General features: G+C 39.8%; 21 protein-coding genes and 1 pseudogene. 11 read left to right on the top strand and 11 right to left on the bottom strand.

What is annotated here, in order from left to right:
• Window positions 1-52: 52 nt before the first annotated feature.
• From I5515_RS04070 to I5515_RS04060, 3 genes are all read right to left on the bottom strand, one after another.
• Window positions 53-2,251 carry an OsmC domain/YcaO domain-containing protein gene (locus tag I5515_RS04070; RefSeq protein WP_199964884.1) on the bottom strand — a complete coding sequence of 733 codons (2,199 nt, stop codon included), beginning with the start codon at window positions 2,249-2,251 and terminating at the stop codon, window positions 53-55.
• 252 nt (window positions 2,252-2,503) lie between these two features.
• Window positions 2,504-3,784 carry an OprD family outer membrane porin gene (locus I5515_RS04065; protein ID WP_199964883.1) on the bottom strand — a complete coding sequence of 427 codons (1,281 nt, stop codon included), beginning with the start codon at window positions 3,782-3,784 and terminating at the stop codon, window positions 2,504-2,506.
• A 31-nt stretch (window positions 3,785-3,815) separates the two neighbouring features.
• Entirely contained in the window at window positions 3,816-5,162 is a 1,347-nt protein-coding gene (locus tag I5515_RS04060) for an MFS transporter (protein ID WP_199964882.1), read from the bottom strand.
• Window positions 5,163-5,681: 519 nt separating this feature from the next.
• On the opposite strand from I5515_RS04060, the gene I5515_RS04055 reads away from it, so the two are divergent.
• Together I5515_RS04055 and I5515_RS04050 are read left to right on the top strand one after the other, a co-directional pair.
• Complete coding sequence (locus I5515_RS04055) at window positions 5,682-6,758, top strand: aromatic ring-hydroxylating oxygenase subunit alpha (protein ID WP_199964881.1); 1,077 nt, start codon at window positions 5,682-5,684, stop codon at window positions 6,756-6,758.
• Between the two features lie 12 nt (window positions 6,759-6,770).
• On the top strand, window positions 6,771-7,715 hold the full coding sequence (locus I5515_RS04050) for a PDR/VanB family oxidoreductase (protein WP_199964880.1): 945 nt from the start codon (window positions 6,771-6,773) through the stop codon (window positions 7,713-7,715).
• Window positions 7,716-7,759: 44 nt separating this feature from the next.
• On the opposite strand, the gene I5515_RS04045 is transcribed toward I5515_RS04050, so the two are convergent.
• From I5515_RS04045 to mhpT, 3 genes are all read right to left on the bottom strand, one after another.
• Window positions 7,760-8,452, bottom strand: a complete 693-nt coding sequence (locus I5515_RS04045) for a GntR family transcriptional regulator (protein WP_199964879.1) — start codon at window positions 8,450-8,452, stop codon at window positions 7,760-7,762.
• A gap of 123 nt (window positions 8,453-8,575) precedes the next feature.
• Entirely contained in the window at window positions 8,576-9,031 is a 456-nt protein-coding gene (locus I5515_RS04040) for a MarR family winged helix-turn-helix transcriptional regulator (RefSeq protein WP_199964878.1), read from the bottom strand.
• Window positions 9,032-9,101: 70 nt separating this feature from the next.
• Entirely contained in the window at window positions 9,102-10,334 is a 1,233-nt protein-coding gene (mhpT, locus tag I5515_RS04035) for a 3-(3-hydroxy-phenyl)propionate transporter MhpT (protein ID WP_199964877.1), read from the bottom strand.
• 248 nt (window positions 10,335-10,582) lie between these two features.
• Between mhpT and I5515_RS04030 the strand changes: the two genes are divergently transcribed.
• The 8 genes from I5515_RS04030 to I5515_RS03995 all read left to right on the top strand — a co-directional run bounded on the left by I5515_RS04030 (window position 10,583) and on the right by I5515_RS03995 (window position 20,729).
• Window positions 10,583-11,422 carry a p-hydroxycinnamoyl CoA hydratase/lyase gene (locus I5515_RS04030; protein ID WP_199964876.1) on the top strand — a complete coding sequence of 280 codons (840 nt, stop codon included), beginning with the start codon at window positions 10,583-10,585 and terminating at the stop codon, window positions 11,420-11,422.
• 37 nt (window positions 11,423-11,459) lie between these two features.
• Entirely contained in the window at window positions 11,460-12,911 is a 1,452-nt protein-coding gene (locus tag I5515_RS04025; RefSeq protein ID WP_199964875.1) for an aldehyde dehydrogenase, read from the top strand.
• Between the two features lie 82 nt (window positions 12,912-12,993).
• On the top strand, window positions 12,994-14,880 hold the full coding sequence (locus I5515_RS04020) for a feruloyl-CoA synthase (protein WP_199964874.1): 1,887 nt from the start codon (window positions 12,994-12,996) through the stop codon (window positions 14,878-14,880).
• A gap of 75 nt (window positions 14,881-14,955) precedes the next feature.
• Window positions 14,956-16,095: an acyl-CoA dehydrogenase family protein gene (locus I5515_RS04015; protein WP_199964873.1), complete on the top strand. Its 1,140-nt coding sequence runs from the start codon at window positions 14,956-14,958 to the stop codon at window positions 16,093-16,095.
• A gap of 81 nt (window positions 16,096-16,176) precedes the next feature.
• On the top strand, window positions 16,177-17,427 hold the full coding sequence (locus tag I5515_RS04010; protein ID WP_199964872.1) for an OprD family porin: 1,251 nt from the start codon (window positions 16,177-16,179) through the stop codon (window positions 17,425-17,427).
• Between the two features lie 80 nt (window positions 17,428-17,507).
• Complete coding sequence (locus I5515_RS04005; RefSeq protein WP_199964871.1) at window positions 17,508-17,897, top strand: PaaI family thioesterase; 390 nt, start codon at window positions 17,508-17,510, stop codon at window positions 17,895-17,897.
• A gap of 35 nt (window positions 17,898-17,932) precedes the next feature.
• Complete coding sequence (locus tag I5515_RS04000) at window positions 17,933-19,678, top strand: tannase/feruloyl esterase family alpha/beta hydrolase (RefSeq protein WP_199964870.1); 1,746 nt, start codon at window positions 17,933-17,935, stop codon at window positions 19,676-19,678.
• Between the two features lie 145 nt (window positions 19,679-19,823).
• The gene (locus I5515_RS03995; RefSeq protein ID WP_199964869.1) at window positions 19,824-20,729 is read left to right on the top strand and encodes a DMT family transporter; all 906 of its coding nucleotides are present in this window, start codon (window positions 19,824-19,826) and stop codon (window positions 20,727-20,729) included.
• A gap of 34 nt (window positions 20,730-20,763) precedes the next feature.
• Here I5515_RS03995 and I5515_RS03990 read toward each other — a convergent pair whose 3' ends face one another.
• Both I5515_RS03990 and I5515_RS03985 read right to left on the bottom strand, forming a co-directional pair.
• A complete protein-coding gene (locus tag I5515_RS03990) occupies window positions 20,764-21,204 on the bottom strand; it encodes a hypothetical protein (protein WP_199964868.1) in 441 nt (146 codons plus the stop codon).
• A gap of 20 nt (window positions 21,205-21,224) precedes the next feature.
• Window positions 21,225-21,461 (bottom strand): annotated as a pseudogene (locus I5515_RS03985) (helix-turn-helix transcriptional regulator); the annotation flags it as partial.
• A 190-nt stretch (window positions 21,462-21,651) separates the two neighbouring features.
• Here I5515_RS03985 and I5515_RS03980 point away from each other — a divergent pair.
• Complete coding sequence (locus I5515_RS03980; protein WP_199964867.1) at window positions 21,652-23,112, top strand: coniferyl aldehyde dehydrogenase; 1,461 nt, start codon at window positions 21,652-21,654, stop codon at window positions 23,110-23,112.
• A gap of 139 nt (window positions 23,113-23,251) precedes the next feature.
• On the opposite strand, the gene I5515_RS03975 is transcribed toward I5515_RS03980, so the two are convergent.
• From I5515_RS03975 to I5515_RS03965, 3 genes are all read right to left on the bottom strand, one after another.
• Window positions 23,252-24,715, bottom strand: coding sequence for an amino acid permease (locus I5515_RS03975; protein ID WP_199964866.1), 1,464 nt, complete (start codon window positions 24,713-24,715; stop codon window positions 23,252-23,254).
• Between the two features lie 400 nt (window positions 24,716-25,115).
• Complete coding sequence (astA, locus tag I5515_RS03970) at window positions 25,116-26,210, bottom strand: arginine N-succinyltransferase (protein ID WP_199964865.1); 1,095 nt, start codon at window positions 26,208-26,210, stop codon at window positions 25,116-25,118.
• The coding region (locus tag I5515_RS03965) for an aminotransferase class III-fold pyridoxal phosphate-dependent enzyme (RefSeq protein WP_199964864.1) at window positions 26,207-26,555 on the bottom strand (349 nt) is incomplete at its 5' end. The genes I5515_RS03965 and astA, both read right to left, overlap by 4 nt.

Here is a 26,555-nt window from a genome sequence, read left to right as displayed (position 1 = left end):
TTTATAAAAAAAGCCTATATAAAAATAGGCTTTTTTTATTTCGCTTTTTAAATTAAATCGCCACGGCTTTAGCACGAGCTGCATGCAATTTTTTATAGCTCTCGATCAGACGTAAATGGCGATCAAGTCCTTCTAGTTTCATACTGGTTGGTGTTAAACCATAGAAACGAACACTACCCTCTACAGAACCTAATACCGCATCCATTCGGGTATCACCAAACATACGACGGAAGTTAGTCAGGTAGTCTTCAAGCTCTAGTTCATCGTCCAATATAACTTCAAGCACCACGTTCATGCACTGATAGAACAAGCCACGCTCAACGGTATTGGTGTTATATTGCAAGTAAGTTTCGACTAAGTCTTTTGCTTCTTCAAACTGTTGTAAAGCCACATAAATCAGCAATTTCAGCTCTAAAATTGTGAGCTGTCCCCAAACTGTATTGTCATCAAACTCGATGCCAATGAGTGTGGTGATTTCAGTATAGTCATCTAACTCGCATTCTTCTAAGCGCTCAACCAATGCCTCAAGCTGTTCATCATCCAAACGGTGCAGATTTAGAATATCTTCACGGAATGAAAGTGCTTTATTGGTGTTGTCCCAAATCAAATCTTCAACAAGATAAATTTCCGAATAATCAGGCACTAAAATACGGCAAGCAGTCGCACCTAAGTGTTCGTACACTGCCATGTATACTTCTTTGCCCATCTCTTCAAGAATACCGAACAATGTTGCAGCTTCTTCTGCATTCGACTCTTCGCCTTCGCCAGAAAAATCCCACTCAACAAAGTCGTAGTCAGATTTAGAACTAAAGAAACGCCAAGATACCAAACCACTTGAGTCAATAAAGTGCTCAACAAAGTTGTTCGGTTCAGTCACCGCATTACTTTGGAAAGTTGGTTGAGGTAAATCATTTAAGCCTTCAAAACTACGGCCTTGAAGTAATTCAGTCAAACTACGTTCCAATGCAACTTCAAAACTTGGGTGTGCACCGAAAGATGCAAACACTCCACCCGTACGCGGGTTCATTAAAGTCACACACATCACAGGGAACTGGCCGCCTAACGATGCATCTTTCACTAATACAGGGAAACCTTGTTCTTCTAAACCTTTAATACCCGCAACAATACTTGGATATTTTGCTAATACGTCATCAGGAACATCAGGAAGTGCAATTTCGCCTTCTAAAATTTCACGTTTCACAGCACGTTCAAAAATTTCTGACAAGCATTGAACTTGGGCTTCTTCCAAAGTATTGCCTGCACTCATACCATTACTTAGATACAAGTTTTCAATCAAATTTGATGGGAAATATACAACTTCATCGTCAGACTGGCGTACGAAAGGCAGTGAACAAATGCCACGTTCTACGTTGCCTGAGTTTGTATCATATAAATGTGTGCCAAGTAATTCATCATCAGGGTTATAAATCTCTAGACAATATTCATCTAAAATTTCTTTAGGTAATTCACCATTTGGACCCGGTTTAAACCATTTTTCATCTGGATAATGCACAAATTCAGCATTGGCAATTTCTTCACCCCAGAACTGGTCGTTATAGAAGAAGTTACAGTTTAAACGCTCAATAAACTCGCCCAATGCAGACGCCAAAGCACTTTCTTTAGTTGCGCCTTTACCATTGGTAAAACACATCGGAGACTGTGCATCACGAATATGTAACGACCACACATTCGGAACAATATTACGCCAAGATGCGATTTCAATCTTCATGCCCAAATTCGCCAAAATGGCAGACATATTGGCAATGGTTTCTTCTAATGGCAGATCTTTACCCTGAATATAGGTATGGCTTTCTGAAGTTAAGCTTGGCAATAACAATGCTTGCGCATCTGCATCGATACTTTCAACTTCTTCAATAATAAATTCAGGGCCAGTTTGAATGACTTTTTTAACAGTACAACGGTCAATCGAACGTAAAATCCCTTGGCGATCTTTCTCTGAAATATCAGCTGGTAATTCAATCTGAATTTTAAACGTTTGCTTGTAGCGGTTTTCAGGATCAACAATATTATTTTGTGATAAACGAATATTATCGGTTGGGATATCTCGAGCTGCACAATACACTTTTACAAAGTACGCTGCGCACAATGCTGACGATGCTAAAAAATAGTCAAATGGGCCCGGTGCCGAACCGTCACCCTTGTAGCGAATTGGTTGATCGGCAATTACCGTAAAGTCATCGAACTTAGCTTCCTGTCGAAGATTGTCGAGATAATTAACCTTGATTTCCATGCTGGCACCTAAATATTTTTATGTGTCAGCACAGACACATAAAATTCTAAATATTGAAAAATAAGCCGAATCACAGCGAAGAAATTGACTTAAAAAAATGAGAGATTAAAGCCATGTGTTTAATGAACGACTCAATTGGCTTTAATAAGATTGGCGGTATTATAGAGGGATTTTGTGAAGTTGATAACTAAAGTTAAAACATTGCTGCTCACAATGTTTTAACTTGTCTTTAATTTACTTAAATATTGATCATTAAAATTTAAAGGTGTAATCAACATTCAACCGCGTTTCATTTGCCGAGTGAAAAGTCATATTGGTAGGCATATCATTACGATAGTGAGAAAACCGAGCTCGCATTCCCAAACCTTTTAACTTACCTTCTGGAATTTTATAGCCCAAATCAAATTCCATCGACTCTTCTTTAAAACGCTGATCGCCATATTGCAATAAATCAATATCTTCCCCTTTTGCATAGCGGGTCATAAAGCGCAGTCCATTTAATGAAACATCCCCTAGTCGCGCATTTTTGAAATCATATTCGTAACGAATCGAGTAGACTTTTTCATCTTTATTTGAATAGTCCGAACTCATAAAATCAAGCACCACCGGACTTTCTGTTCCCGACAAAAATGGCAGACCTGTTGACCCAAACGACTGCATGTAGCCCAAAGAAACCGTATGGTTTTGATAGTTCAAACCAAATAAGCCACCAATATGGCGGTTATCGACCTCTCCTATTTTTTTACTTCCAGTTTCTTTACTATTAAAAAAACGTACATCACTTAAAAAATTAAGCTGATCATTTAAAGGTTGTTTCCCGTTAAAGCCTAAAAATTGTTGCTGGTAAATGTCTTTGAGTTCAGCATGATAAGCCCGTAGACGATAGTCCTTTAACTGATAACTTCCACCTAATGTATAAAAAGAATCGGTAGTTGCCGCTTTGTCAAAACGATGATTGATATTGTCTGTTCCAACGTCGGTATAACGAATGGAATCACGCTGCCGCACTTCGTCGACATAAAATCCCTCTAATTGAAGATTTGGAATTTCATTTGACACAAAGCGGATACCGCGATAAGTCTGGGGAAATAAACGCGCTGGTGATGAAAAAATGGTTGGTAATTGTGGAATCAGATCCCCCACAAAAAGCTCATTTTTTCTAAATTTAGCCTTTCCTGTAATACCAATTTTCCCATAATAATCATCACGCGAGTTGTCAGGATTCACTGGTAATAAGCTACTACGCGCATAGTCATCGGCGCGGCTTCCCATCAGGTTAAAACCTGCCATTGCCAGTACATCAACACCGAAACCAACTGTACCTTCGGTATAACCTGACTGTCCTTTAAAAATGAGACCCTGTGCCCAATCTCTGGCAGCGGTATAAGGATATGGATCTTTTTTATAGTCTCGGTCAAAGTAAAAATTACGCAGTGTCAGCTCAGCTTTACTGTCTGCAATAAAATCGGCATGCACAACTTGACTAAATAATGGGCACAAGCATACCCCCACCCATAATGGTGTCTTTTTCATTTTTTATCTCAACTATTTAATTTTTAATAACTTAAGGTGCTGTTTTAAGTGAATAGCTTGGTTCTTTCTTACTTCGGTAAAAAGCGTTGCCCAAACTTAAAATCAGGAAAATAGCCAAAATAAAGACCACACCGTAATAGGCATAAAGCGTTGCGGGACCAATGCCTTTATCAAGAAAGATACCTGCAACCGTTGGCGATAAAATTGCCCCAATCCGACCAAAGCCGATCGCATAGCCCACACCGCGACTACGAATTTCAGCATTGTAAATTGTTGGAGAAATCGAATATAAACCTGCTACACAACCATTAATGAGTGTACCAAGTAATAACCCCACCATGAGTGCGACACTCACTTGAGCAGAAACTGCAACAAATAGGAAAACACATGCAGATGTTAGCCCTAGAAATAGGCTTAAGGCATAGAAGATTTTCATGCGTGATGCGAGTAGACCAATAATGGCTGCACCGAAAATCCCGCCAATACTAATTAAAATGCCGGTACTTACGCCTTGGTGTGGTGACATTCCCATTGAAATAAGAATTTTTGGCGTCCAGCTCATGACAAAGTAAAAGCCAAACATCACTAAAAAGAATGCAAACCAAAGACAAAGTGTTTGAAACCCCAATTGCCCTGCAAATAATTTGCTCAGTTCACTGCCATTTTGTGTGTTGATTTTTTCATAACGAGGTAGAGTTGGTAATACTTCAAGCCCCATACGAGTGACAGTTTTATTAACTCTTTCTAGAGCCTGCTGTGGTCGTTTTGCCAATAAGTAATCTAAAGATTCAGGTAATAACCAGACGCTAATCAGTAGCATTGTAATAGTGGTAACCCCACCTGCTAAAAAGATTGAGCGCCAACCTAAATGCTCGATAAGTGCCAACGACAATACCCCACCGAGTGTCGCACCGATTCCATAGCCTGTAGACATTAAGCTAACCGCAAGGCTTCGCCAGCGAGCATTTGCATATTCACTCGCCAATACATTACTGCTGGCAAGAATCCCGCCCACACCAATTCCAGTAATAAACCGAAGTGCAGCCAACATGCCCTGGCTTTGTACTAAAGCACACCCCAACATGCTCAGGCCTGCAATGACAAGACAAACTAAGATGAGTAAACGGCGACCAATTTTATCGGCTAAAGGCGCTAGAAAAATGGAACCGGCAGCCATTCCAAAAAGACCTGAACTGAGCAGCAGACCAATTTGCGCCCCTGAAAGCGACCATTCTGCCGACACTGATGGCGTAGTAAACGCCATTACCATCACATCAAAGCCATCAATAATATTGAGACAAATACAGATCAAAATGACGAACCATTGATAACGGCTCATGTTGTTTTGATTGATCTCACCTAGAACGTCTCTTTCCATTTGTGTATCTCCCAATGTGGATAAGAGATACATACGACATTGCTGATAAGAGCAATTGGGTGGTTATGTATATCCGTATCCATAATGACCTAGAGGAATATTTGTTTTTGAGCATCCTGCTCTTTTTCTATACTGAATATTTGGATCCAAAAAATCAACAATATTTTTAAATTTTAGTTATTCAATAAATAACATTATGAAAAATATATTTATAATTTATTAAAAATTATCTTATAAAAAAATATGGATCCATAAAATATTATCCATTTTCAATTACGCAATTCCAAATCCTAACCCCAATTCAGCTTTCAACTACATTTCTATAGATCCAAATAAAAACCAGAAAGGATTTCGCCCTAAAACATAAAAGAAATAAAAAAACCTTCAACAACACTTAAAAAACATACAAAACAACCAATTTTAAAGAACAATATTTTTTTAAAAATATACTGCTTATCAATTGACCAATATTTTTATTTATTATAAATTGGATCCAATAAGTGATAAGGAGTCGTCACAATGTTTATTAAAAATGCTTGGTATGTTGCCTGCCGCCCAGAAGAAATCCAAGACAAACCATTAGGTCGCACTATTTGTGGTGAAAAAATTGTTTTTTATCGTGGCAAAGAAAATCAAGTTGCAGCCGTTGAAGATTTTTGTCCCCATCGTGGTGCACCACTTTCATTAGGTTATGTAGAAGATGGCAATCTTGTCTGTGGTTATCATGGTTTAGTCATGGGCTGTGATGGAAAAACTGTTTCAATGCCAGCTCAACGTGTAAACGGTTTCCCTTGCAACAAAGCATATGCAGTTGTTGAGAAGTTCGGTTTTATTTGGATATGGCCGGGCGAAAAAGCTTTAGCAGATGAGGCAAAACTGCCAACTTTAGAATGGGCAGATCACCCAGAATGGAGCTATGGCGGAGGCCTGTTTCATATTCAATGTGATTATCGCTTGATGGTCGATAACCTGATGGATTTAACCCACGAGACCTATGTTCATTCAAGTAGCATTGGGCAAAAAGAAATTGATGAATCATTACCAGTCACTAAAGTTGACGGCGACCATGTCATTACCGAACGCTATATGGAAAATGTGATCGCACCTCCATTTTGGCAAATGGCTCTTCGCGGCAATCACTTGGCAGATGACGTACCTGTGGATCGTTGGCAACGTTGTCACTTCTTTGCGCCAAGTAATGTGCATATTGAAGTGGGTGTCGCACATGCGAGACATGGTGGTTATAACGCACCAAATGACAAAAAAGTTTCTTCAATTGTGGTTGATTTTATTACACCAGAAACTGAAACCTCACACTGGTATTTCTGGGGAATGGCGCGTAACTTCCAGCCTGATAATGCCGAACTTACCGATCAAATTCGTGAAGGCCAAGGCAAAATCTTTACTGAAGATTTAGAAATGTTGGAACAACAGCAGCAAAATATTTTAAACAATCCACATCGCAAGTTACTAATGCTCAACATCGACTCAGGCGGTGTACAGTCCCGTAAGGTAATTGAGCGACTACTTGCCGAAGAAAATAAAACGCCTCCTGAAACGTCCGCACAGAAGTTTCCAAACATTCGGATTATTTAAAGGAGAGTAAACATGGACGTTATTATTCAAAAAATTCACCAGCTTACCCCGACCATTCGTGCTTTTGAATTGGTCTCGGCAAATGGTACAGAGCTACCGAGTTTTGAAGCAGGCTCACATATTGATGTACATCTTAAAAATGGCCTAACCCGTCAATATTCCCTTTCAAACTGCTGCAGTGAAAAGCATCGCTATGTAATTGGTGTTTTACATGATGCCAATTCACGCGGTGGCTCACGTTGCATCCACACAGAATATCGTGAAGGTGACCATTTAAAGATTGGTGAACCGCGTAATTTATTTGAGATTCACCCACAAACCAAACAGGCTGTTTTATTTGCTGGTGGTATTGGTATTACCCCTATTTTATCGATGGCGTATCGACTTAAGTTCGCCAATATTCCTTTCGAATTGCACTACTTTGTTCGTAGTCATGAAATGATCGCTTTCTATGGCAATTTAACCGAGCATTTTGGTGACCAAGTCCATTTTCACATTCAAGACCAACCAGATACCGAATGTAATATGGCAGAGGTTTTAGGTCAGAGTTCACCAGATAGACACTTATATGTATGCGGTCCGACAGGATTTATGCAGTTTGTCATGAGCTCAGCCGAACAAGCGAGCTGGCACAATGAACAGTTACATCAAGAACATTTTGTCGCGCAAAAAGCAGATACTTCAAGCAATGAAGCTTTCACGATTGAAGTTAAAGGTACGGGTCGACGAATTGAAGTATTGCCAGAACAAACCGCCACTGAAGCATTAATTGCAAATGGTTTTGATATTCCTGTTTCATGTGAACAAGGTATTTGCGGCACGTGTATTACCCGTGTTGTAGAGGGTACGCCTGATCATCGAGATATATTTATGACCGATGAAGAACATGCTTTGAACGACCAGTTTACGCCCTGCTGTTCTCGTGCAAAAACTAAAAATCTTGTGATTGAGCTTTAATTCTCAAGTTCCTTTATTCAATAAATAAAGGAACTCATTTCACATTAAACGCTGAGAACATTTCTTAGTGTTTCACCCAAAATCACTACACTACTGTGTTCACGCATTAAGGTTTCTGCACGCCCTGCCTGGCGATGTACCAATGCATCAAAAATCGAACAATGCTGCAAATGTGCATAGTGCAACCGGCGATATTCTGACAAAGCTTGGTTCTGGTCATAGGTAATCGCTTGAGCAGAAGCCATCGGTAATTGATTGTTTTTCGCTAAGGCTTGTATAAGTGCGACGTTTTGAGCACCTTCAATAATCGTGTCATGAAAAATGACATTAAAATGGTGATAACGCTCTAGTTCAGCATCGCCAAACTCGTCTTTATCATTAAAGAGTTTTTCAGTTTCTTGAATGCAATGTTGTAGCGTCTTTTTCTGCTCTTCGCTTAAACCTTGTTCTGCCAAAGTTTTTGCAGCCAAACCTTCCAGCACACCTCGTACTTCGAGCGCATCATGCACCAGTTGTTCTGAAATTTCACGAACCGTATAACCACGGGTTGGTTTTTTAATGAGGAGGCCTTCTTGCTCGAGCAACCGAAAGGCAATACGAACAGGCTGCCTTGAAACACCAAGTAACTCAGCAGTCGGAATTTCGGCAATTCTGGCACCGCCTTCAAGTTCCCCTGAAATAATCATTTTTCTTAGTTTAAGTAAAACTTGTTGTCCTGAAGACATTTGCTGCCACACATCACCAAAAACGTCACTTCGATGCTAGCAAGTTCATTTGCAAAATGAAATAAATTTTCTGTGTGAATCAGTGCTTAAGCATGACTGTAGACTTTAAAAAAATAATTTGCCAACAATGTTCGCTTAAAAGCCTTTCAGATTATTCACCATAATATCGAGGTTATTACGAATTAAATAAGCCAAATTGATATCAATGCCTTCCAGCATTTTCTCTTCAATCTTTAAAACAACTTCATTGCATTTATCAAGTTTTTCCACGCCGCTTTCGGTCAGTGTAATTAAAATACGGCGGCCATGCGTAGGGTCAGGTTTTTTCTCAATCCAGCCATTCACCAGTAAATCTTGCAAGATTTTGTTAGCAGATTGCGGCTTAATGAAAGACCGCTCAGCAAGTTTGGCATTGGATACATTACTTTTTGAAGCTAAAACAGAAAGTGCAGTAAATTGCGGTAAGGTTATTTCAAGCTCTTTTAAATGTTCTGTTAAATGTTTACTAATAATTCGGTCAACACGAGCAATCATGTAACTTAACTTAGGCTCATCTTCTACTTTTTTTTGAACTAAATTCGAACGTACCATAACCTTTCATTCATCATAAGAAAATCTGTAGTGAAAGTATGAGGCTCTAACCCCATACTTTCGTTAAAACTTAGCGAGCACCTGAGCTTTGTACTAAATGTACAGGCTGTTTAGGTTTTTTGACAAGAAGTAATGCAGAGATCGCTGCAATTAAAATCACTGGAATGCTTGAACCAATCACAATGGTCGAGCTTTGACCAAGCGAGAGTAAAAAACCAGCCATTAAAGGACCTGCAAAAGAACCGATGCGTCCAATTGCAACCGCTGTACCCACGCCAGTTCCACGCATTTCAGTTGGATAATACATAGCAGCTAAACCATACAATGCCGATTGTCCACCCACAATAAATAAACCACAGCCGACTGCCGAAAGCGCAAGTAAAGCAACGGTTGGAGAAATCGCTAAACAGCAAAGCGAAAATAAAATACCTAAATAAATGAGTTTAATCACAAAACTCATGCGCACTTTATCAAGCAATACACCCATTAAGATTGAACCTAAAATTCCGCCAACGTTGTATCCCATCTGCACATAGTTTGCTTGTAACTTCGATAAACCTTGTGCGCCCATCAGTAACGGCAACCAGTTTAACAAGAAGTACAGCACCACTAAGGTACAGAAGAAACTCACCCAAAGCTGAATAGTCGACATACGACGTTCTTTGGCAAATAAAACCTCAAAGAATGGTGTCGTTTTTTGTGCCTGCCCTCTACGTTGCAGATAATCATTTGACTCAGGTAAAAAGCGCATAATTAATGGAATGAGTAAAATAGGCGCTATACCACCAATATAGAAAATATGACGCCACTCCGCATCACCAGCCAACGACATAGCAACAATAGAAGTGAGTAATCCACCAAAAGGAATACCGCTATACATGACACTCACTGCTGTACCTTTTTGCTGGTCAGGTACTGCTTCAGAGGCAAGTGTAATCATCATCGGGAGTGCCCCGCCCATTCCCAAACCGGTACAAAAACGGATGAGTAACAGCAAACTGAAGTTAGCAGCATATGCTGTTAGCAAAGACATAATTCCAAAAAGCAGAATACTAAAAATCAGAATTTTCTTACGTCCTACAATATCTGCAAATCTACCGCCTAATATGGCACCCGGTAGTGTTCCTAAAATTGCAGCACTAAATGCCCATGCCATCTGGGCATTATCTAACATAAACTCAGCCCGCATTCGTGGAGCGGCTACCCCCATCGATTGAAGATCAAAGCCCTCAAAAATTGCTATGGCAAAGCACAGTAGCAACGTAATTTTTGCCCTTGAAGGCTGTCCTAATATTTTTTCCATTGTGTTATCCCTTATTGACTAGTCGTTCCATTTAGCCCTTTGTGTATTATTGTTTAAACACACCAAAAATATCAGTTAAACTTACTAAAAAATCAACATATTTTTATGTTTTATTATTTAAAAATTTAATTATTAATTAAAATACAATGAATTATAAAATATTTATAAAATTTTATAAAAAAGACTTGAATGTAAGTTTAACTGATATTAAATTAAATCCCAGAACAGCAAAAAATCATTCAAGGAGTATGAAGATGAGTTATGAAAACCGCTGGGAAACAGTAGATGTTAAAGTTGAAGATGGAATTGCATGGGTTACCCTAAACCGCCCAGAAAAGAAAAATGCCATGAGTCCTACACTCAATCGTGAAATGATTGATGTGCTTGAAGCCATAGAACTTGATCAAGATGCACGTGTTTTAGTGTTGACTGGTGCAGGTGACTCATGGACAGCAGGCATGGACTTGAAAGAATATTTCCGCGAAGTCGACACTCAGCCTGAAATTTATCAAGAACGTATTCGCCGTGACTCATGCCGCTGGCAGTGGCAACTTCTTCGTATGTATTCAAAACCAACCATTGCAATGGTCAACGGCTGGTGTTTTGGAGGCGGTTTCTCACCATTGGTAGCGTGTGATCTTGCCATTGCAGCAGATGAAGCAACCTTTGGTTTATCTGAAATTAACTGGGGAATTCCACCGGGCAACCTTGTAAGCAAAGCAATGGCAGATACTGTTGGTCATCGTGCAGCTTTGTACTACATCATGACGGGTAAAACCTTTAGTGGCAAAGAAGCTGAAACTATGGGACTTGTAAATAAGAGCGTACCACTTGCTGATCTAAAAGCAGAAGTGACCGAACTTGCAAATTGCTTGCTTGAGAAAAACCCTGTGGTTCTTCGTACAGCTAAAAATGGCTTTAAACGCTGCCGCGAACTGACATGGGACCAAAACGAAGACTACTTATATGCCAAACTAGATCAATGTATCCATCGCGATACTGAAAATGGTCGCCAAGAAGGTTTGAAACAATTTTTAGATGAAAAATCAATCAAACCGGGTTTACAGAGCTATAAACGTACTGGTTAACTTTTGATTCTCTAATGGCAATGTAAGGACACAGCCCATGCAAAATGTACAGTTACTTATTCACGGTCAATCTGTTGATGCATCTAATCAGGCAACTTTTGAGCGTATTAGCCCAATTGATGGATCAGTGGCAACTAAAGCTGCTGCTGCCACCTTGGATGATATTGATCGTGCAATCGATTCGGCGCAGCAAGCTTTTAAAGTATGGTCGAAGCTCTCGCCTACCGAACGCCGTTTACGCTTGTTAAAAGCAGCCGATTTAATGGACCAAAAAACTGAGCAATTCATTGAAACTGGAATGCAAGAAACAGGTTCAACTGCGACATGGTATGGGTTTAACGTTCACCTTGCTGCCAACATGTTACGTGAAGCAGCAGCAATGACCACGCAAATTGACGGAAGCCTGATTCCGTCAGATGTGCCGGGCAATCTTGCGATGGGTGTACGGGTTCCTTGCGGTGTCATTGTTGGCATTGCACCTTGGAATGCGCCTGTTATTTTGGCAACACGTGCGCTTGCCATGCCTTTGGCTTGTGGTAACACAGTTGTGCTAAAAGCCTCAGAAGCTTGTCCGGCAACGCATCGTCTGATTGGTGAAGTTTTACACGAGGCGGGTCTTGGTGAAGGTGTGGTGAATGTGATTACCCATGCAGCCGAAGATGCGCCTCAAATTGTGGAACGTTTAGTGTCGCATCCAGCCGTGAAACGCATTAATTTTACTGGTTCAACCAAAGTCGGAAAAATTATTGCAGAGACTGCTGCTAAATATTTAAAACCCGTTTTACTCGAACTTGGTGGCAAAGCCCCTGTCGTGGTTTTAAATGAAGCAGACATTAATGAAGCCGTAAATGCCGTCGCTTTTGGAGCGTTCTTCAATCAGGGGCAAATCTGTATGTCGACCGAACGTGTTTTGGTTCAAGACAATATTGCCGACCAATTTATTGAAAAGCTCATTGAGAAAACCCGCTCTATTCAGGCAGGTAATCCAACTTCAAAAGACAATGTACTCGGTGTTTTAGAAAGTCGCCGCGCTGCAAACCGTATTCAGCATTTACTTGAAGATGCTCAAAACAAAGGCGCAGACTTACCTTTAGGCATTCATATTGAAGACACCACCATGCAACCGACGCTGGTGCTCAATATTAAACCTGACATGCTGCTTTACCGCGAAGAATCATTTGGGCCTGTATGCACCATTCAACGTTTTTCAAGCATTGAAGAAGGTGTAGCTCTGGCAAATGACAGCGAGTTCGGGCTTTCTTCAGCAGTGTTTAGCCAAAATATTTCGCAGGCATTGGAAGTAGCTAAACAGATTGATTCAGGCATTTGTCACATTAACGGCGCAACCGTGCATGACGAAGCTCAAATGCCATTTGGCGGAACAAAATCGAGTGGTTACGGACGATTTGGTAGTAAAGCTTCTATTGCTGAATTTACAGAACTACGTTGGATTACCATTCAAACCCAATCACGTCATTACCCGATTTAATAGGGTTAATGCGGACAACAACATATTAAATAAAAATTGCATGATGCAAAAAGATAAAGCGCAGTGATGCGCTTTCCATGGAGTGAAAGAAATGCAAATGAATGCCACTCAATCACAAGACCGCGAACGGTTCGTAAAATTAGGGCAACATGATATTCATTATCACCATAAAGATGACACGCTCTATATCAGCCCAAAAGAGCAATTAAAACCGTATCCACAAAAACTGACAGATCGGTTAATTCATTTTGCACAAACCAAACCAGACTATATTTTTGCAGCAAAACGTAATGCTCAAGGTGAGTGGGTCAAACTGACTTATGCAGAAGTTTTACAACGCGCATGGCATATTGCTCAGGCTTTGCATGAACGTAACTTAAGCCAAGAAAGACCACTCGTCATTTTAAGTGGTAATGATCTTGAACATTTAACACTGTCTATGGCTGCCATGCTAGCAGGTGTGCCATTTTCGGCAATTTCACCCGCCTACTCTCTGATTTCTCAAGACTTTGGCAAACTTAAACATGTGTTTGAAGTGCTTACCCCTGGTATGGTCTATGCCAGTGATGGTCAGGCCTTTGCCAAAGCGATTCAGACATGTATTACATCCGGCATTGAAGTAGTGACCAATAAAGGAATTGTGGGCGACCATATCTGCACGTCTTTTCAGTCACTGTTAGATACGCCAGTTTCAAATGTCCAAGAGTTTTACCAAACCCTTGATGAAAACCAAATTGCCAAATTCCTATTTACGTCAGGTTCAACCAAATTGCCTAAAGCTGTGCCGACCACGCATTTAATGTTGTGTGTTAATCAGCAAATGCTATTACAGACTTTCCCTGAGTTTGAAGAAACGCCACCTGTCCTACTCGACTGGCTGTCTTGGCACCACACGTTTGGTGGCAGTCACAATGTCGGCATCGCGCTCTATAACGGCGGTACGATTTACATTGATGATGGTAAACCCGTTGCAGGAAAATTTGACGAGACCATTCGTAATCTCAAAGAAATTTCTCCAACCGTCTATTTAAATGTGCCGAAAGGTTGGGAAGAACTGACCGAAGCCTTAGAAAAAGATGAGGAATTAAGAGACCGTTTTTTTGCCAAAGTTAAAATTTTATTCTTTGCAGGTGCTGCGCTTTCAGAAGCAGGATGGAACAGACTCGATAAAATTGCTCAGCAACATTGCGGAGAAAAAATTCGCATTATGAGTGGCTTGGGCATGACTGAAACTGCACCATCTTGTGCTTTTACAACTGGTCCACGCGTGATGGCAGGTTTTATTGGTTACCCTGCTCCGGGATGTGAAATTAAGCTGGTTCCATGTGGCGACAAACTAGAGTTTTGTGTTCGTGGCAAACATGTCATGAAAGGCTATTGGCGCTTAAAGGCCGACCAGCAAAGCACTGTTTTTGACGATGAAGGCTTTTTCCACACGGGCGATGCTGTTCGTTTAGTCGATGTAAATGATGCCACTAAAGGCTTAATGTACGATGGACGAATTGCAGAAGACTTTAAACTCAATACGGGTACTTTTGTTAATGTCGGCACATTACGCAACAAAGTACTTATTCAAGGTAATTTACTGGTTCAAGATGTTTGTATTACAGGTTCAAACCTAAATGCTGTTGGCTTTCTAATTTTTCCAAAAATGGATGCTTGTGCCCAACAAGCGGGCCTTAAGCTGGGCGAACATTCTCCAACAGAGATACTACAGCACCCTAAAGTCCAGCAATGGTTCCGTCAATTTTTAACGACTTTTAATAAAGATGCGACTGGTAGTTCAAATACAGTTTCAATGCTTTATTTAATGACCGAACCGCCTCAGCTCGATGCAGGCGAAGTGACCGATAAAGGCAACCTCAACCAAAGCAATATCACTAAACGTCGTGCAGCTTTAATTGATGAACTTTATCAAAAGCAGAGCGATAATCCACTCATTATTCGAGTGCCTACCTTAAAGCAATAAACAATTGAAAGAGAAAAGGAAGCTCAAACTTCGGTTTGGGCCATAGCCTCACTTTTGCCTAAAAAAAGGTTCAACATGCCACACGATACAGAATTTGAACTATTTCGGGACAGCTACCGCAGATTCTTAAAAGAACAGGTCGCCCCTTATTATGAACAGTGGGAACACGATGGCCTCATCCCACGTGATCTATGGCTTCGTCTTGGGGAAAATGGCTTTTTGTGTGTCGATGTGTCCGAAGAATATGGCGGTTATGGTGCCCCTGTTCATTACTCGCTCATGCTGGTTCAAGAAACTGCTCAAGCTGGTTTTGCATCTTTGGCAGTCGCGATTGGTGGGCAAAATGAGTTGGTTTCCCCTTACCTGCAAAATATTGGAACCGAAAAGCAAAAACGCTATTGGTTACCCAAAATGGTCACAGGTGAAGTCGTCACTGCAATTGCTATGACAGAGGCCAATGCTGGCTCCGACTTACAGGCCATACGTACTCAAGCCATTTTAGAAAATGAACACTATCGTGTGAATGGTTCAAAAACGTTTATTTCAAATGGTTTGCATGCCGACTTGATCGTTCTAGTAGCAAAAACCGCCCCTCAAGCCAAAGCAAAAGGTATTTCGATTCTTTTAGTCGATGCGGCTTTAGAGGGCGTTAAAAAAGGACGCTCCTTACAAAAAATTGGACTACATGCCCAAGATACAGCTGAACTGTTTTTTGATGATGTCTGTGTTCCTGCTACCCAACGTTTAGGTGAAGAGGGACAAGGCTTTGCCTATTTAATGCAAGAACTACCTCGCGAACGTTTAAGCATTTCCATGATGGCTTTGGGGTCAATTTTAGGCGCCATCGAAATCACCAAAGACTATGTGATGCAACGTAAAGCTTTCGGACAACCCTTAAGTCAAATGCAAAACACTCGTTTTGTGCTCGCAAATGCACAAATCAAAGCCAAAGCTGCACAAGCTTTTGTAGACCAATGTGCTGCGTTATATCAACAAGACCTTTTAAGTGTCACTCAAGTTGCAGCATTGAAATGTTTTATTACCGATGTCCAATGTGAGGTGATTGATCAATTACTTCAGCTTTTTGGTGGCTACGGTTACATGCAGGAATACCCGATTTCACGCTTTTTTGTAGATGCGCGGGTACAAAAAATTTATGGGGGAACCAATGAAATTATGAAAGAAATCGTAGCCCGAGAACTACTCGGAAAATAATTCGATTTAAAAACCAAACGAGGCAGATACAACAACCATGCCTTGTTTAAAACAAAAAATGATATTTCAGGAAGAAATGCTATGTCGAAATTATGGATGTACTCAAGCCTTATGCTCTCAGGTTCGGTCTGGGCAGGCAGTTTCATTGACAATAGTTCAGTAGAACTCACCACTCGAAACTTCTATTTTGATCGTGAATACCAAGTGCCATCTACTTACCCAGCAGCTAAGGACTGGACACAAGGGTTTATTCTCAAAGCCAATTCAGGTTATACCGAAGGGACAGTTGGTTTTGGGCTAGATGTGCTGGCAACGGCGGGCTTTAAATTAGATGCCAGCGCCAAATACGCAGGTACAGGCAATTTACCCCGAGACACACGCACCAATGAACCTGCTGACTCTTACGGAGAAATTGGTGTCACAGCAAAAGCTAAAATGAGCCAGACCGAGTTACGCATAGGTACGCTCATGCCAATGAATCCTGTTCTAGTGGCTTCACCTGCTCGTTTGCTCCCTCAAACTTATCGAGGTATTTCACTCACCAGTAAAGATATTAAAGACTTCGACTTACAGGCTGCTTATATCGATAAGGTGAATCAACGAGATTCGACTAACTATGAAAGAATTAAAATTTCAGGCGTAAATGGTCGATACAAAAGTGCCGAGACGAGCGGTCTATATTATTTAGGTGGAAACTATCAGTTTAATCCTGCACTCAAGCTCACCGCTTTTTACATGGATGTTAATGATCTTTATGACCAAGCCATGGTTGGAGCCATACATCAATACAAAATTAATGACACGACCAATCTCAGTTCGCAATTACGTTACTATCGCAGCCGCGATGACGGACAAGCAAAAGCAGGTTTAGTCGATAACGATCTTTATCATGCACATTTCGAACTCAAACACCAAAACCATAAATTTATTTTTGGAACTTTCCAACATCACGGCGACACCGCATTTCCGTATTTAACCGGAGGTGAAACTGGACTACTTATTGATACATGGCCGGGTGAGTTTTTAAACGCAAAAGAGAAAGCCTATAGCTTCCGTTATGAATATGACTTTAGAGATTATGTACCGGGTTTACGCTTCATGACCCGTTACACCACAGGCCATAATATTTATGCACCTAACCTAGGTGGGACGAATCTAAAAGAACGTGAAACTGACTTTGATTTAGGCTACACCATTCAAAGTGGTTGGTTAAAAAATCTAGGGTTACGGGCACGCTATGCAATTTATGACAACAACATGCTCTCCACAGCCAATATCAAACCTGTAAACGAAACCCGTATTAACATTGATTACACATGGAAATTTAAATAGTACAAAACCAGAGGTTCTACTGTGAATAGAGCCTCTTTTTTTATTTCGAAAAATGAATGATTAAGGATGGACCCTTCAATATGCATCAAAAAACTTTAGAACACTTACCTCCAATCCATCATCATTTGGGTGGACACAATATCCATTGGAATGAAAAGCACACTGAACTGATCATCCACTACACAGCACTAGAAAGCTTTACTAACCCGCGTGGCACAGTTGAAGGCGGCATGATCTGCGCCATGCTCGATGATGTAATGGGGCTTTTTGCATTTCTGGCAAATGACCGTAAACCAGCCACAACTATTAATTTAACCATGGATTTTTTAAGACCCTGTACGGTAGGCGAAGTTATTACAAAATGCCGCTTCATTAAACAAGGAAAAACCGTACTTAATCTCGAAAGCGAAGCTTGGCAAAACAACAAAATAATTGCACGAAGTACAGCAAATTTTCTGGTTTTAGATTAAACCCATCACCCTTTATAAAATAAGGATATTTATAAATGAATGACAACAAAAAACGTTTTTGGACCCAATCAACCTTATTGCTTGCCATTGCAGCAGTATTGGTGGGTTGTGGTAATGACAATGATAGTACAACATCATCACCTCAAACACTTCCCAAGCTTACTCCTGCTGTTGGTGCAAAACTAAATGGAAGCTGTACCGACCTTACAGGTTTTCATTATGACAATACTGTCATTAGCTCAGCGACTCTTCAGGAAGCGGGTACATTGACTGTAGCCAACAAACCGATTGGTGCTCACTGTTTAATCAAAGGTTACATGAACCAACGTGTAAGCCCTGTAGATGGACAAACCTATCAGATTGGTTTTGAAATGCGCTTACCCGTTGACTGGAACGGCCGTTTTCTCTATCAAGGCAACGGTGGCACAGATGGTAATCTTGTGCCTGCAACAGGTCAGGTTGGTAGCGGCGGCCCGCTCACCAATGCCCTACATGACGGTTTTGCGGTCATTTCTTCCGATGCTGGACATAACGCCTCACAAAACCCAATGTTTGGTTTAGACCCTCAAGCCAGAATCGACTATGGATATGGCGCTATTACCAAACTCACGCCTATGGCAAAAAACCTGATTAAAACAGCATATGGGAAATTGCCAGACCGTTCCTACGCAGGTGGTACATCGAACGGCGGCCGCCATGCCATGATTGCCGCAACCCGTTTGGGTGACCAATATGATGGAATTTTAGCAAGCACACCGGGTTTTCATTTACCTCGTGCAGCCGCGGCTCAACTCTATACAGCGCAGCAGCTTCGTCGTGTCGCAACAGATGAAAATGACTTGAGTACTGCCCTCACCCTTTCAGAACGTAAAGTATTGGCCCAATCTATTTTAGACCGATGTGATGCTTTAGACGGTGTTGCAGATGGCTTGGTTCAAGATGTCGAAGCTTGCCGTACAGCTTTTGATATTCACAAAGATGTACCCGTTTGCTCAAGCACAAGAGATGGAACCTGTTTAAGCACCGAACAAATTGATGTATTAGCCAACATTTACCGCGGTCCTGTAAATTCGGCTGGACAAGCGCTCTATGCAACTCAGCCTTTCGACCCAGGTTTAGTAGGAAGCAACTGGGCAAGCTGGAAATTCGAATCTTCGGTGGGAACAGCGCGTGACCCTGTCGCTGTTGGTATTCTTTTTCAGGTTCCGCCTGACCCAACTGTGACTCAGAACTCTAGACAATTTGCGTTCAATTTTAATTTTGATACCGATTATCCAAAACTCTCGGCAACCAATAACGTGTACACCGAAAGCTCTATGTCATTTATGATGCCACCCGATGAACTCAATCTAGATAAACTCCGTAATCACGGTGGAAAAATGATTGTAGTACAAGGAACAGCAGACGGCGTTTTCTCTGTGGATGACACCCAAAACTGGTACGATCAACTACTCCAACACTATAAAAATGATGCAAAAGGTTCAGCAACTGAATTTGCACGTTTCTTTAGAGTTCCGGGCATGAACCATACGCGGGATGGCATTGCGACCGACCAATTTGACGCACTCACCGCTTTAGTCAACTGGGTCGAATATGGGCAAGCACCAGACAAAATCATTGCGACTGCACGCGGCGTAGGTAACCTAGGTGGTCAGGTTAATACGGAACTTCCGCAAGACTGGGCACCAGACCGCACCCGCCCACTTTGTCCTTACCCGCTCATTGCTCGTTACAATGGTCAAGGTGATAGCGAAAAAGCTGAAAACTTTAGCTGTAAATAACACTCTATAAAATTAAAAAGAGAGCTAAACAGGCTCTCTTTTTTAATTTTGCTAAGTATCACTATTGAATCATTATTAAATGATATTTCATTCAAACTCTACATCACTGTTAAGATAACATCGAAAACTAAAAACTTATTTCTCTATGCAAAATCAGACTGCTTCAAATCTCCCCTCGACTCAACTTGGAAAAGCATTGCTTTGTCTTATGACATCAGCATTATTATTTTCCATCATGGGAGTGTGCATTCGTTTTGCTTCACAAACGGTGGACAATGCGACCGTCGTATTTTTTAGAAATGCAGTAGGTTTATTTATTTTTATTCCGATGCTTTTAAAGCAAGGCTTAGACTTCGTTAAAACCGATAAGCTCTGGATGCACACGTGGCGAAGCCTAGTGGGGCTTGCTGCCATGTATGGTTTTTTCTATGCCATTGCGAACTTAAAACTCTCGAATGCTATGGTTTTTAGTTATTCATCTCCTATTTTTATTCCACTCATTGCATGGCTTTTCTTAAAAGAAAAAATCACTAAATCGATGATTTTTGCCGCCGTTATTGGTCTCGCTGGGGTTTTATTTGTCGCTAAACCCGACCAAGGGCTATTTAACTCTCTATCTTTTATTGGCTTGGGCGCATGCTTTTTATCAGCAATGGCCTTTGTGACTGTAAGAGCTTTAACCAGTACAGAGCCGCCTGAGCGTATCGTTTTTTACTTCTGTATTTTTGGTAGTTTAATTTCCTCTATTCCAATGTTCTGGCATTGGCGCATTTTCACTTGGCACGAATTAAGCCTACTCGTTGCCGCAGGACTTTTAGCAAATATAAGCCAACTTTTTATGTCTTATGCTTATAGTCTAGCCCCAGCAGGACAAATTGGCCCAATGAACTACATTGCCATTATTTTTGCAGGAGTTTGGGGGTTTATTTTTTGGCATGAATTACCGGATCTATTCAGCATGGTCGGCATATTTATTATTTTATTTGCCATTTTGCTCTGTAATCCATTTTTGCAGAAAAAGTTACTCTCTCGATTTAAGGTCCAGATATAACTCATTCTAATATTAGTTTTATAACAATTGAAAATTAATCAATTGTTATAAAAATCTCACCATATTCAATCTCTTCAAAAACTCTAGCTCTGCCGTGTGCATTTAACCCCTCATATTTAATTTTTGCATTACAAGAATCAACGATTTTCTTCGCGATTAATAAAGCCTGCTCCGCTGTCATCTCATCATGTAGACTTGTCAGCTCTATGAGATTCATCCAAAACTGAGATCTATTTGTCTCTTCTACCTTTTGCAAATCATTAAATTTGTCTTGATCAAACTCACTCGCTAAAAAAATATGATTTTCAATTATAAGGAAATCAGGAAAAACCCAATTTAGAATCTTAAAAAGTAAATCTATGGGTAGTTCTTTAATTTTAAAAATTGAGTAAATATACTCAATATCCCCAAAGAAGTTTGGTTTATTTATATTTTTAAAACTTTCAAAATTTAAATCACTATTCTTTTCATACATACAATTCAACTCATCACTATTTATAAAACTAATTTCTCACGATATTCATTCGGTGAAATGCCTGTCCAGTGGCGATAGGCTTTTCTAAAATTAGAAGTATCTGAAAAGCCAATTCTCTCGGCAATTTCATCTATGGTTAAAGTTGTTTCACGTAAATATTCATCAGCAAGGTGTCATCGATTTTCCTCTAACAGCTCTTGATAAGTTAAATTAAAACCTGCCAATCGCCGATGTAAGGTAAGCTTTGAAATATGTATTGGAAGCTAGAGATGTATTATCATAATTTCTATCGATAACAGTATTTGTATTTTTAGGCATTTAACTCACATCATCCCTAGAGTGACGTGCATAATGGCACTAAACTACCTCTTGTTGTCTCAATTTAACATCGACCATACAGCGCTTCAAGCATAAAGTATGATAAGCAAAAGTATGCAAGGAACAATAATGGAAAGCTCCACTTTAAAAGAATATAGCGGCTCTGCCACTGAACATATGGAACTTATCTTTTCCAAACAACGTGCCAATTTTGAGGCAGACCCCTACCCAAGTCTTGAAGAGCGCCGAACAAAGCTGCATCAACTTAAAAAACAAATTATTCGTTATCAAGATGCCTTAGCTGCCGCGATTAATGCTGACTTTAGTTCTAGATCACTTGATGAATCTAAGTTACTTGATCTGCTTGGCTCAGTTTTAGAGGCAGATCACGCAATTCATCATTTACGCCGCTGGATGCGTCCAAGTAAACGTCGTACTGAACTTTTATTTTTATCAAACCGATTAAGTGTACAGTATCAGCCTAAAGGCGTAGTTGGTGTCATTGTGCCTTGGAATTTCCCTGTTTATTTAGCGCTTGGCCCCCTGATTGCCGCTTTAGCTGCTGGCAATAGAGTCATGATTAAGCTATCTGAAATTACCCCAAACACGAATGCAATGCTTCGACGCATGTTGGCTGAAGTCTTTAATGAAGATGAAGTAGCAGTTTTTGGTGAGGAAATTACAGATCCAGCAAGATTTACTTCTTTACCCTTTAACCACATTGTATTTACTGGCTCTCCTGCGATTGGCAAAGTCGTCATGCGAGCAGCTGCTGAAAACTTAACTCCTGTTACACTCGAGCTAGGTGGTAAATCACCTGCAATTGTGGGCCGTAACTACCCGCTTGCCGATGCTGCAAAACGTATTACACATGGTAAGGCTACAAATAGTGGTCAAATCTGTGTTGCACCAGACTATGCGTTGGTTCCAAAAGAAAGTATTGATGAATTTGTGGAAGCATCTAAAGCAAGCTTTATAAAAATGTTTGGTCAAAATATTGAAACTAATGAGAATTACACATCCATTGTAAATGATCGTCATTTAAAACGTATTCAAGATATTTTGACCGATGCACAAACAAAAGGTGCACGTATTATCTCTTGCGACACTTACAGCTTTGACCAACAAGGCCGTAGAATGCCTGTACAGATTGTGCTGAATTGCACACCAGACATGCGCATTATGAAAGAGGAACTCTTTGGCCCTATTTTACCTGTAGTGGCATACGACTCTTTAGATGATGCAATTACCTATGTGAAATCAGATGAACGACCATTGGCACTTTATTGTTTTACGCATAGCTCAGTGGAACGCGACCGTATTTTACGTGAAACTCACTCAGGTGGTGTAACCATCAACGATTGGGGTTGGCATGTAGTTAACCATGATGCTCCTTTCGGCGGTATCGGTAACTCAGGCATGGGGTCATATCATGGTGAAGAAGGTTTCCGTGAACTTTCTCATGCAAAAACTGTATTTACACGCCATCGGTTTTTCCCAACTCAGCTTTTCCATCCTCCTTATGGAACATTTCTGCAAAAATTAGCAATTCGCTTTTTCTTGAAAAAAGGTGATCCAAATATTAAATAAAGATTATAAAAAAGCCTCGTAATGAGGCTTTTTTATATAGATTTAAATTAATCATTAGCCTAGAGATAATTTATAAAAACCATCTAAAATAGAAAAGCTAGGTCACCCTAGCTTTAATATAAAAATTTATAAATTCACTTTAAATATAATCAATCTTTTGAGCTTTTAAAATATCAAGTTGCAACATCTTTTTCTTTTTATATTTATAGGCAATAAATAAACCCACAAACCATACTGGTGAAAATTCTAAAGCAATCAGCGTGTCATGGTCTAAAGCTAAAATGACGATGGTGAAAACTAAAAACAACATGGTTAACCATGCCATAAACAAACCACCCGGCATTTTATATTTTGACTGGATATGTAATTCAGGACTTTTCTTACGATAATAAATATATGAAAGTACAATCAGCATAAATGTGAAAATACATAAAATTGAAGTAAGTGCTGAAATAATCGTAAATGCAGTCATAACATTTGGAACAATAAATAAAATAGAGGTTCCAAGCGTTACACAAGCCATTGAAAATACGAGTCCTTGAATTGGAACTTTTCTTTTAGACAACTTACTAAAACTTTTTGGTGCATCATTTTCTAACGCTAAGCCGTACAACATACGACTGGTCGCAAAAATGCCACTATTTGCCGAAGAAAGCGCTGAAGTTGCTACAACGAAGTTGATTAAACCCGCCGCAATGGGTAAGCCAACCAAAGTAAACATTTCCACGAATGGGCTTTTTTCTGGTGAAACTTTTGCCCATGAAGTCACGGCGATAATACAGACCAATGCTCCAACATAGAACAATAAAATACGTAAAGGAATAGAGTTAATTGCTTTTGGAAGTGAAGTATGTGGATCTTTGGTTTCTGCGGCAGTTGTACCGACAAGTTCAATTCCCACAAATGCAAATATGGCAATTTGGAAGCCAGCCAAGAAACCTGTTACACCATAAGGAAACATAGCTTTTGTTTCAAACAAATGGCTCATGGATGCCTTAACACCATCTGGAGAAGTAAATCCGGTACTAATGAGATAAATACCAGCAAGAATAAATAGAATAATTGCTGTAATTTTTATCAGTGAAAACCAAAATTCGAGCTCACCAAACATTCGAACTGCTACAAAGTTGAGTATGGTTAAGATGGCTAAAGAAGTAAATGCGGGGATCCAGACGGGTAAATCGGGATACCAAAACTGCATGTACCCTCCGATTACAATCACATCTGCAATAGCAGTAATAATCCAATTACACCAATAGGACCAACCAAGGAAAAAACCAGCCCACGGACCTAAATAAGCCGTTGCAAAATCGGCGAAAGTTTTAAAATTGGTATTTGCAAGCAACAATTCACCCATTGCCCGCATCACAAAGAAAAAGAAGAAACCAATGATTAAATAGGTTAAAACAATTGAAGTACCTGAAACACTTAATGTTTTTCCGGAACCCATAAATAATCCAGTACCTATTGCGCCACCAATCGCAATCATCTGAATATGACGATTGGTTAATGAGCGCTGCAATTTCTCTTCTTCTTGCTCAGTCATATGTTGACTACCAAGAAGATCTCCTTCCAGGAACTGCTTTCCGTTATTCTTACTCATGTCATATTTACTCCAATTTATAGCAATCGTCGTAAATGCTTTAATAATAAATAAATTATATGATTATTAATTTAATCCATTAAATCATGTTAATAATATTATTAAATCACTTAAAACCTTATAAATTCCTTTTCAAAAGCTATTACCTACAACAATAAAAATCCATCATAAATCCTTTCCTTCATTATTATATTAATCTGACCTCTATCAATATAATTTCAGCAGAGAATTAAAATATATAACTTAATTAAATATTTTAATTCTTTCTCTTTTATAGAATAGAAGTAAGCTAATTAATTCCAGCTCAGCAAGCAAGATTGTGTTTATCCATGTACAAATCTTGTGATAGCGATAATATAGTATTCCTTCTTAAATTTGGTGAAATGTGTAGTATTACCGCTTAATTAACAGCCATTCGAAAATGATTAGTCTCTTTGAGTTGGCTTACTGCTTTTGGATTCGAAACATGTTTAGCTTGAACGCTGAGCACACGTACTGAACAACCATTTTCAGCATTCAATTGTTTTGCTTGCTCTTTTGTTAACTGCAATATGTTTTGATGAGGTTTGCTATACACCACAATCGCCCGATAATTTTCATAATCATCATTCGCGACAATATAGGCCTCGTCACCTGAACTTAGATGAGTAGGCTCTACAACTTGTACAGTTAAAATCTGGCTTTCTTTAATGGCACGTAAATTTTCAATATCTGCCTGCAACGTCGCTCCACCATCAAAAATATCGACATAGCCTTTATAGCGCAGTCCTTCTTCAAGTAAGAGATTGTAGGCTGGTCTGGTATTTGGGTGAACAATGCCAATCGCTGCTTTAGCATCATCTGGCAACATATCGACATAGAGTGGATGTCTTGGCATGAGCTCGGCAATAAAGGCCTTTTGCCCGACCCCACTTAAATAATCTGCTTTGGTAAATTCGATATCAAAAAACTTATGACCTACCGCATTCCAAAATGGTGATTGTCCATTTGCATCTGAATATCCACGCATTTCGGCCACAATAGTTTCTTCAAAATATTGGCGAAATGCAGACAAAAATAAGAAACGAACCTTAGATAAAAATTTGCCATTTTTATTTAAGCGATAGTCTGGATCTAAAAATAAAGTGCAAAGCTCACTACAGTTAGTGTGGTCATTACTCAAATATAGTGTTGGTAAAGCTTTATAAACACTTAGCGGTTCCGATGCATGAACTTGTGTCCCTACATGGAAGTTGTACCAAGGCTCTTTTAAACCAAGCGCCACTTCAATGCCGCAGACACCCACCACTTTATTGAGTTCAGTATCTTCTAGAACAAATAAATAAACCTGATCCGCCTTTGGTAATTCGCCTGCCACTGTTTTACAAGCTCGTTCAATACGTGCAGCAAGTTTTTCCATATTTGGCTGTAAAGATGTCAAGCCAAAACCTGCTTTTTGAGCTAAGAGGTAAAGGTCGTTAACATCTTTAGGTTGAATGTAGCGAATAATCATCATGCTGCTCGTTCATCCTTTTGAATTTCGACAAAGCGAGCAAGTGCACGGTCAAATCTTTTTAAACCTTCATCAATATCAGCAAATGGAATAATCAAAGATGGTGTGAAACGTAGAACATTTGGACCAGCAATCAAACTCAGTAAACCTTCTTCACCTGCAAGGTTATTAATATCTTTTGCTTTACCTGCAAATTTATCTTTTAAGGCACAGCCTATGAGTAAACCTTCACCGCGAATCGTCTCAAAGATTTCATATTTTTCATTTAATTTATTTAAAGCTTTTTTATAGTAATCATGGCGTTCTTTAACGCCGTTAAGTACATCAGGTGTATTAATAAATTCAAAC

Origin of the sequence: Acinetobacter calcoaceticus (assembly GCF_016508255.1) — a bacterium.
Classification (GTDB): Bacteria; Pseudomonadota; Gammaproteobacteria; order Pseudomonadales; family Moraxellaceae; genus Acinetobacter; species Acinetobacter calcoaceticus_E.
Note: the sequence above shows the minus strand (reverse complement) of the source record. Positions and strands in the feature narration are given on the sequence as shown.